General features: G+C 71.6%; 5 protein-coding genes and 1 pseudogene. 2 read left to right on the forward strand and 4 right to left on the reverse strand.

Annotated features, from left to right (window positions below):
• Positions 1–84: 84 nt before the first annotated feature.
• From ACWKZU_RS00095 to ACWKZU_RS00110, 4 genes are all read right to left on the reverse strand, one after another.
• Positions 85–2,220, reverse strand: a complete 2,136-nt coding sequence (locus ACWKZU_RS00095) for a 3-hydroxyacyl-CoA dehydrogenase NAD-binding domain-containing protein (RefSeq protein ID WP_449280356.1) — start codon at positions 2,218–2,220, stop codon at positions 85–87.
• 6 nt (positions 2,221–2,226) lie between these two features.
• Positions 2,227–3,420, reverse strand: coding sequence for a thiolase family protein (locus tag ACWKZU_RS00100; protein WP_449280362.1), 1,194 nt, complete (start codon positions 3,418–3,420; stop codon positions 2,227–2,229).
• 121 nt (positions 3,421–3,541) lie between these two features.
• Positions 3,542–4,729 carry an HRDC domain-containing protein gene (locus ACWKZU_RS00105; RefSeq protein ID WP_449280357.1) on the reverse strand — a complete coding sequence of 396 codons (1,188 nt, stop codon included), beginning with the start codon at positions 4,727–4,729 and terminating at the stop codon, positions 3,542–3,544.
• A gap of 3 nt (positions 4,730–4,732) precedes the next feature.
• Positions 4,733–5,305, reverse strand: a complete 573-nt coding sequence (locus ACWKZU_RS00110; protein ID WP_449280358.1) for a DUF3000 domain-containing protein — start codon at positions 5,303–5,305, stop codon at positions 4,733–4,735.
• A gap of 120 nt (positions 5,306–5,425) precedes the next feature.
• On the opposite strand from ACWKZU_RS00110, the gene ACWKZU_RS00115 reads away from it, so the two are divergent.
• Complete coding sequence (locus ACWKZU_RS00115) at positions 5,426–6,601, forward strand: alpha/beta hydrolase family protein (protein WP_449280359.1); 1,176 nt, start codon at positions 5,426–5,428, stop codon at positions 6,599–6,601.
• Between the two features lie 114 nt (positions 6,602–6,715).
• Positions 6,716–6,960 (forward strand): annotated as a pseudogene (locus ACWKZU_RS00120) (cell division protein ZapE); the annotation flags it as partial.

The raw sequence follows: 6,960 nt of genomic DNA on the forward strand, positions 1-6,960 counted from the left end.
GGGCGCGGGCTCGGCGAACGGGCAAACGCGAGGATCCGCCCGCCTCGATGAACGCGGCGAGCGGAACCCCAGCGGGGAACCGGGCTAGTGGGCGCCGGCGATGGGGGGCTCGTGGAAGGTATCGCCGAAGGTGCGCCGGCTCGCCCCCACGCGATCCAGATAGGGCGTGGCCCCACCGGCCTGGAACGGCCAGCCCGCGCCCAGGATCAGGCAGAGGTCGATGTCCTCGGCCGCGGCGACGACCCCCTCGTCGAGCATGATCCTGATCTCGCCCGCGAGCTCGTCCTCGACGCGGCGCAGGATCTCCTCCTCGCTCACCGCGGTCTTGCCGAGCGTGATCGCCTTCTTGCCGGCCTTGGAGAGATCCTCGACCTTGCCGTGTCTCGTCTTGCTCAGCGGCTCCTCGACCTCGGCCAGGCGGTGCAGATTCTCCGAGGCGTAGAAGCGCTCGGGGAAGGCGCCGACCATGGTGTCCTGCACGTGCGCGGCGACCTTCCAGCCGACCAGGTCGATCAGCTCGAACGGGCCCATCGGCAGGCCGATGGGCGCGAGTGCGCGCTCCACGACGGGCATCGGGGTGCCCTCGTCGAGAGCGCGGGCGGCCTCGCCCATCACCTTCGCCAGCAGGCGGTTGACGACGAAACCGGGACGATCCGCGGTGATCACCGCGCTCTTGCCCAGCTTCTTCGCCACCGTCATGGCGGTGGCGAGCGTCGCGTCGTCGGTCGTGGGGATCTTGACGACCTCGATGAGCGGCATCACCGCCACCGGGTTGAAGAAGTGGAACCCGACGAGCCGCTCGGGGTGCTCGAGCTTCGCGCCGATCTCCTCGACCGACAGCGACGAGGTGTTGGTGGCGATCACGGCCTCGGGGGAGATGATCGGCTCGATCTCGGCGAAGACCTGCTGCTTGACGCCGAGCTCCTCGAAGACCGCCTCGATCACCCAGTCGCAGTCGGCATACCGGCTCTTGTCGGTGGTCCCGCTGACCAGCGCCCTGACCTGGTTGGCGTCGTCCGCGCTGAGCCGGCCCTTCTCCTGCATCTTGTCGATCTCGCCGCGGATGTACGCGAGGCCCTTGTCGACGCGCGCCTGATCCAGGTCGGTGATCAGCACGGGTACGCGCAGCTTGCGCGCGAAGAGCAGCGCGAACTGGCTGGCCATCAGGCCGGCGCCGATCACGCCGACCTTCTTGACGGGCTTCGCGAGCTCCTTGTCCGGAGCGCCGGCCGGGCGCTTCGCGCGCTTCTGCACGAGATCGAAGGCGTAGATGGACGCGGCGAACTGGTCGCCCGAGATCAGCTCCGCGAGCGCCTCGTCCTCGCGCTCGAAGCCGCGCTCGAGGTCGTTGTCCTTGGCGGCGCTGAGCAGATCCAGCGCGATGTACGGGGCCTTGGCCGCGGTGCCGATGCGGGCCTTGAGCGTGTCGCGGGCGATCTTGATGGCGGCCGGCCACTTGGTGAGGCGCTCGAGCTTACCCGGCACGTTCGGCCGGTCGACCTTCACCGTGCCGGCGATCACGCCGTCGGCCCACGCGATCGAGCGCTCCAGGAAGCTGGCCGAGCCGAACATCGCGTCGAAGAGGCCGAGCTCGTAGGCCTGCTGCGGCTTCAGCATGCGGTTGTTCTTGAGCGGGTTCGAGACGACGACCTCGAGCGCGTTCTCGATGCCGATGAGGTTCGGCACGATGGTGGCGCCGCCCCAGCCCGGGATGATGCCGAGGAACACCTCGGGGAAGGCGAGCGCCGCAGCCGAGGAGTCGAGGGTGCGGTAGTCGCAGTGCAGCGCGATCTCCATGGCCCCGCCGAGGGCGAGGCCGTTCACGAACGCGAAGCTCGGCACGCCCAGCGCGCCGAGCTTGCCGAGCACGAAGTGCCCGTACTGCGCCATGAGCCGTGCGTTCTCCTCGGTGGCGAGGGTCGAGACCTTCGACAGGTCGGCGCCGGCGGCGAAGATGAACGGTTTGCCGGTGACGGCGACCGCGGCGATCTCGCCGGCCGCGGCGCGGTCGCGCTGCTCGTCGAGCACGCGCGCGAGGCCCTGCAGGGTGCGCGGCCCGAGCGTGTTGGGGCGGGTGTGGTCGCGGCCGTTGTCGAGGGTGACGAGGGCGAGCGTGCCGCCGGAGGGGAGCGCGACGTCGCGGACGTACGATTCCGTGACGACCTCGTCCGCGGAGGCGTCGATGATGGGCGAGAAGTCGATGCTGCTGTAGTCGGTCATGGCTGCTTACTTGCCCTTCTTGCCGTCGAAATGAGGATTCTCCCAGATGGCGGTGCCGCCCTGGCCGAGGCCGACGCACATGGCGGTGACGCCGTAGCGCACGTCCGGGCGCTGCTCGAACTGGCGGGCGAGCTGGATCATGAGCCGCACGCCGGATGCGGCGAGCGGGTGGCCGAAGGCGATCGCGCCGCCCCAGGGGTTGACCCGGGGATCGTCGTCCGCGATCCCGAAGTGATCGGTGAAGGAGATCACCTGCACGGCGAAGGCCTCGTTGAGCTCGAAGAGTCCGATGTCGTCGATGGTGAGGCCGGCACGTCGCAGCGCCTTCTCGGTGGAGGGGACGGGGCCGAGGCCCATCACCTCGGGCTGCACGCCGGCGAAGCCGAAGCCGACGAGCCGCATCTTGGCGGGGAGGCCGAGCTCCTTGGCGGTGTCGGCGCCCGCGAGCAGCGACACGGTCGCCCCGTCGGTGAGCGGCGACGCGTTGCCGGCGGTCACGCGGCCGTGCGGGCGGAACGGGGTCTTGAGACCGGCGAGGCCCTCCATGGTGGTCTCGGGACGGCGGCCCTCGTCCTCGGTGGCGAGGCCCCAGCCGGCGCCCGAGCGCGTGGCCACCGGAACCAGGTCGGCCTGGATGTCGCCGCGATCGTAGGCGGCCTGCACCTTGTGCTGGCTGAGCATGCCGAAGCGATCGGCGCGCTCCTTGGTGAGCTCCGGGAAGCGGTCGTGCAGCCGCTCCGCGGTGATGCCCATGTTGAGCGCGTCGGGGCTCACGAGCTTCTCGGCGACGAAGCGGGGGTTCGGATCGGCGTCGAGCCCGATCGGGTGACGGCCCATGTGCTCGACCCCGCCGGCGATGGCGAGGTCGTACTGGCCCGATCCGATGGCGGCGCCCATGAACGAGGCCACGGTGAGCGCGCCGGCGCACATGCGGTCGAGCGCGAAGCCCGGCACCGTGACGGGGAGGCCGGCGAGGATCGCGACCGTGCGCCCGAGGGTGAGCCCCTGGTCGCCCTGCTGCGTCGTCGCGGCGATGCCCACGTCGTCGATGCGGTCGAGCGGCAGATCGGGGTGGCGTTCGAGCAGCCCCTGCAGCGCCTTGACCGCCAGGTCGTCGGCCCGCGTCCCTGCGTACATGCCCTTGTCTCCAGCGCGTCCGAACGGGGTGCGCACCCCGTCCACGAACACGACCTCTCTCATTGCGGCCACTTCGCCTCCATAGGTATGTGAACTGCGTCCGTACCCATCCTAGAGACGCAGTCTCATTTTGGGGAGGTCCGGTGAGGATTCACCGCAAATCAGTGCATCTCGCGAAATTTCATTATGCGAGATCTACAAAAGCGGCGGCGATAATTGGTGCGGTTATTCCAATCTGCCAGTCGCGCGCACCCAGCTCTTTGAGACGGAGTGCAATGTCCTCGGCCGCGGCCGGCTGCGGGGGTCGCCAAGCGATCGCGCGCAGGTGATCCGGCGTCAGCAGATTCTCCACCGGGATGCGCTGCCGCTCCGCCTCCGCTGCGACGCCCTCCCGCGCGGCCGCGAGCCGGGCCGCCGCCTCCGGATGGCGCTGCGGCCAGCTCCGGTGATGGGGGATCGAGCCGGGTTCGCGGGTCTTCGGCCCCGGCAGTTCATCCGTGGTCTTGCCGGCGAGCACGGCCCGCCACCAGCGATCGAGCTCGGTGCGGCTCGCCCGCCCGCGGAACGTCTGCAGCCGCGCCAGGTCGCCCTTGGAACGCGGGTTCGCCGACGCCGCCGCGACGATCGAGGCATCGGGGATGAGGCGGCCGGGCGCGACGTCCCGCTCGCGCGCCAGCTCGTCGCGCGCCAGCCACAGCTCCCGCGCGATCGCGAGCGCGCGCGGCGTGCGCAGGGCGTGCCCGCCCGAGAGCCTGCGCCACGGTTCCGCGGCACGGGGTTTCTCCGGCCGCGTGCGCACGGCCTCGAACTCCTGCAGTGCGAAATCGATCTTGCCCTGCGCATCGAGGTCCTGCAGCACGGCGTCGCGCAGATCCGGCAGCAGCGCCACGTCGAGCGCGGCGTACTCGAGCCACGGCTCGGGCAGGGGGCGCTGCGACCAGTCCGCGGCGGAGTGCGCCTTCTCGAGCTTGATCCCGAGCAGCGACTCCACGATCGCGCCGAGGCCGACTCGCTCGTAGCCGAGCAGTCGCGCCGCGAGCTCGGTGTCGAAGAGGGTTCGAGGACGCAGGCCGAGCTCGTCGAGGCAGGGGATGTCCTGGCTGGCGGCGTGGAGGATCCACTCCTCGCCGTCGATGGCCTCGGCGAGCGGGGCGAAGGTGCTCAGCCGCGTCGGGTCGAAGAGGAAGGGGCGCGCACCCCTCCGGAACACCTGGACGAGGTACGCCTCCGAGCCGTAGCGGAAGCCCGAGGCGCGCTCGGCGTCGACGCCCACCGGGCCGGTACCCGAGGAGAGCTCCTCGGCCGCGCGCTCGAGGTCGTCGTCCTCGGTGACGAGGGACCAGTTCGTGTCGAGCTCCGACTGTTCGACCATGCGCTACGCCCCCTCGCCGTGCGGCAGGCCGGCCAGCAGGCACAGCAGCTCCGACCACGCCTCGGCGTGCGCCGCGAAGTCGGTGCCGAGGGGCGTCCACGAGGCGCGCAACTCGATCTGAGCGGCGTCGCCCTGGGCCTCCAGCGTGCCGAAGCCGCTCGAGAGGGTCTTCGTGGCCGTACCCGAGAGATAGGTGTACTCCGCGCCCCGCGCGTCGAGCGCGTCGACCAGCCACGACCAGGCCACGTCGGAGATGAAGGGATCGACGCCGATCTCCACCTCGAGCGGAGCCTGGGCGAAGCAGACGACGCGGTAGGGCGCCCCCCATTCGTCGGCGGAGTCGGGATCCCGCATGAGCACGAATCGGCCGGCGCCGTGATGGGAGTCGATCGACCCCTCGGGCGTCAATCCGCGACGCGGGCCGCGGGCGACCCCGGCCGCCAGCGCGATCGACTGAGGCGCGATGCGCTCGGGAGCGGGGATCTCCTGCACGACCAGTTCCTCGCGCAGGCGAGCCCGGCGAATCTGCTCGGCGGCGACACTGAACTCAACGGACTCCTGCCCGATCCTTGCCATCACACAGGGAACACTAGAGTTTGCTGTGAACGATGCCGTGTTGCCACGCCGATGACCGGTGGATCCCGGCGGCGCGACGGGTCTGGAAGCGCCGGCACGGGCGCGGGTAGAGTCGTGGCCATGGAGCAGTGGGAACGCAGGCTCGGGCGGGCGCTCGGCATCGGCGCTGGCGCGGTGGCGGTGGGTGCGGTCGGAGCCGCCGCGATCGGGGTGCTGCTCGCGCGCATGGCGGTGACGCCCGGCGAGCCGGAGACGCCCGTGCTCGTCGGTCGTCTCCAGCCCGAGTCCGGGGGCACGATCGCGTGGCTCCGCGGACCCGACGCCGACCTGCCGGGCCGCTACTCTCTGCTCTTCGACCGGGGCGCCGGCCACGCCCGGCTCGGGCCCGTGCTCGCCCGCGGGCGCGACGGAGCGGCGCGCGAGGTGCTGCGCCTCGATCGCGGCGAGCTGCGAGAGGGGGTACTCGGGCGGATCACGGGCTGGTGGTACACCGATCCCGAGGAACTCGGATACCGCGTCGAGCGCATCGTCTACCCGACCGAGCTGGGGGAGGCGGAGGCCTGGCTCGTGCGTCCGAGGCTGGCGCGCAAGAAGCGCTGGGCGATCCACGTGCACGGCCGCGGTGCGCTGCCCGAGGAGGCGCTCCGGGGCGTCGCACCGCTCGCCCGCGCCGGTATCACGAGCCTCGTCATCAGCTATCGCAACGATCCGGGGGCCCCGCCCGGCGAGCACGGCCGCTACGGCGTGGGCATCGCGGAGAGCCGCGATGTCGACGCCGCGATCGGGGAGGCCGTGCGGCGCGGCGCCGAGCGCGTCACCCTCTTCGGCTGGTCGATGGGCGGCACCGCATGCCTGGTCGCCGCGACCCGGGGTGGGCACCGGGGGGTCGTCGACGGGCTGATCCTGGACTCGCCCGCCGTCGACTGGAGCGCGCTGCTGCGCTACCACGCGGCGGGGCGGTCGGCCCCGCGCTTCGTCGCCGACCTCGGCATCGAGCTGCTCGGGCGCGGGATCGTGCGTGCGGGAGAGCCCGGGGGGCTCGCCATCGGCGGCCTCAGCCCGGCGGCCTTCGCCGAGGGTTTGCAGGTGCCCGTGCTCATCCACGCGAGCGAGGAGGACACCTTCGTGCCGTGCGCGGGCGCGCAGCGGCTGGCCGAGGCGAGGCCCGATCTGGTGCAGCTGCGGCTGCAGAGCAGCGGAGAGCATGTCAAGCTGTGGAACGTGGACCCCGAGCCGTGGGAGCGCGTCACCGAGGAGTTCGCGCGCGCCCTGCCGCGGCCCGCCTGGCGCGGCTGAGCCGCGAGATCGCCCGAGCCCGGCCGGTGGCCCGGATCGGAGCCCGGTCCGGGAAGCCGCATCGCGAGCCCGCATCGCGAGCCCGGATCGCACAGCAGCGATACACTAGCTCCGATGTCCTCTGACAAGTCCCACAGATCCGCACGCCTCGTCGATCGTCGCCCCAGCATCTCCGGCACCGACCTCGTCGCCAACCTCGTGCCGCCGCCGCAGTTCGATCACGCATCGTTCGAGTCGTACTGCCCGGACCCCGAGTACCCGTCGCAGGAGGAGGCGCGCGACCTCCTGCGCGCGTTCACGGAGCCCGCGGCGCCGCCCGCGCGCGGCGGATTCTTCGGCTTCGGGCGCAAGAAGCCGGC

The sequence above is a fragment of the Leucobacter sp. genome (assembly GCF_053528595.1).

Excerpts from the sequence above, each read along its gene's own strand:
- ACWKZU_RS00095 (WP_449280356.1), bottom strand. The coding sequence starts at position 2,220 with ATGACCGACTACAGCAGCATCGACTTCTCGCCCATCATCGACGCCTCC.
- ACWKZU_RS00100 (WP_449280362.1), bottom strand. The coding sequence starts at position 3,420 with ATGAGAGAGGTCGTGTTCGTGGACGGGGTGCGCACCCCGTTCGGACGC.
- ACWKZU_RS00105 (WP_449280357.1), bottom strand. The coding sequence starts at position 4,729 with ATGGTCGAACAGTCGGAGCTCGACACGAACTGGTCCCTCGTCACCGAG.
- ACWKZU_RS00110 (WP_449280358.1), bottom strand. The coding sequence starts at position 5,305 with ATGGCAAGGATCGGGCAGGAGTCCGTTGAGTTCAGTGTCGCCGCCGAG.
- ACWKZU_RS00115 (WP_449280359.1), top strand. The coding sequence starts at position 5,426 with ATGGAGCAGTGGGAACGCAGGCTCGGGCGGGCGCTCGGCATCGGCGCT.